This window comes from Xenorhabdus santafensis (genome assembly GCF_033949405.1).
Taxonomy (GTDB): Bacteria; Pseudomonadota; Gammaproteobacteria; order Enterobacterales; family Enterobacteriaceae; genus Xenorhabdus; species Xenorhabdus santafensis.
In genome coordinates this window covers 1-1,276 of the sequence record NZ_VCDN01000141.1, presented here as the reverse complement: position 1 = coordinate 1,276, position 1,276 = coordinate 1, and the positions used below count along the sequence as shown (strand labels likewise).

Annotated in this window: 1 protein-coding gene; it reads left to right on the top strand. The window is 50.4% G+C overall.

Translation table 11 applies throughout. The features are described from left to right. Positions 1-70: 70 nt before the first annotated feature. Positions 71-1,276 (top strand): phage portal protein (locus FE392_RS19280; protein WP_319931765.1); only part of this gene is annotated, 1,206 nt, incomplete at its 3' end.

Here is a 1,276-nt window from a genome sequence, read left to right as displayed (position 1 = left end):
CACTGAATGCCGCTAAACCCTACCTTGTGGATTTGCGTCATTACTGGCTGCAACTGTCCGAGGTGTAATCATGTGGCCTTTTACACGCAAATCCCCTGAAACTCGCAGCATAACGCTGGATGAATTTTTTTCTCTGGCAGGCATGGCTAATACCAAATCGGGCGAGCATGTTTCACCGTCCACGGCAGAAGGCTTACCCGCTGTGATGAACGCTGTCACGGTGATTAGTGAAGCGGTGGCCTCCATGCCTTGCTACCTTTATCGGGTTCAGCACCAGAACGGCAAAGAATCCCGCGAATGGTTGAGTGATCATCCGGTCGATTATCTACTGAATGAGTGCCCGAATGACTGCCAGACACCGTACCAATTCAAACGCACTCTGATGCGTCATTGTCTGCTAAATGGCAATGCGTATGCGGTGATTGTCTGGGGTTGGAATGGTCAGCCACAGTCATTACACCCTTACCCGCCGTCAGCGGTTGTACCACAACGATTATCCGAGCATCGGTTCGCGTATACCATCACCGAGCCTTATAGCGGCAAGGTCAAAACCTATCTACAAGAAGAAGTGTTACATCTGCGTTATGCCACTGAAGACGGTTTTCTTGGGCGTTCACCTGTTACTGTTTGCCGTGAAACGCTGGGCTTGGGGCTGGCACAACAACGCCACGGCGCAAGTATCATGAAAGACGGCATGATGGCGGCGGGCGTGATTAAAGCCGCTGACTGGCTGGATGGAATCAAGGGAAGTAAGGCATTGGAAGCCCTCGAACGTTATAAAGGTGCGCGCAATGCAGGAAAAACACCGATCCTTGAAGGTGGGATGGAATATCAGCAATTAGGCATGAGCAATCAGGATGCCGAATGGCTGGCCTCCCGTCGCTTCACCATTGATGATATCGCCCGTATGTTCAATGTCAGTCCGATCTTTTTACAAGAATACTCGAACAGTACCTACAGCAACTTTAGCGAAGCGTCTCGCGCTTTTCTAACGATCACCATGCGCCCGTGGCTTGCCAATTTTGAACAACAAATCAAAGCGGCCTTACTGATGACCTCGCCAAAACGGGGGATTCGTTATCAGGTCGAATTTGATACTGCCGACTTGCTGCGTGCCAATCCGAAAGAACGTTTCCAGAGTTATGAAACTGCGATTAAATCCGGTGTCATGTCACCGAATGAAGCCCGCGAACGTGAGGGATTATCGCCTCGTGACGGTGGTGATGAATTCAGTCAGGCATGGAAGCAAACGGTTGAAGTGAAAAAACAAACGGAG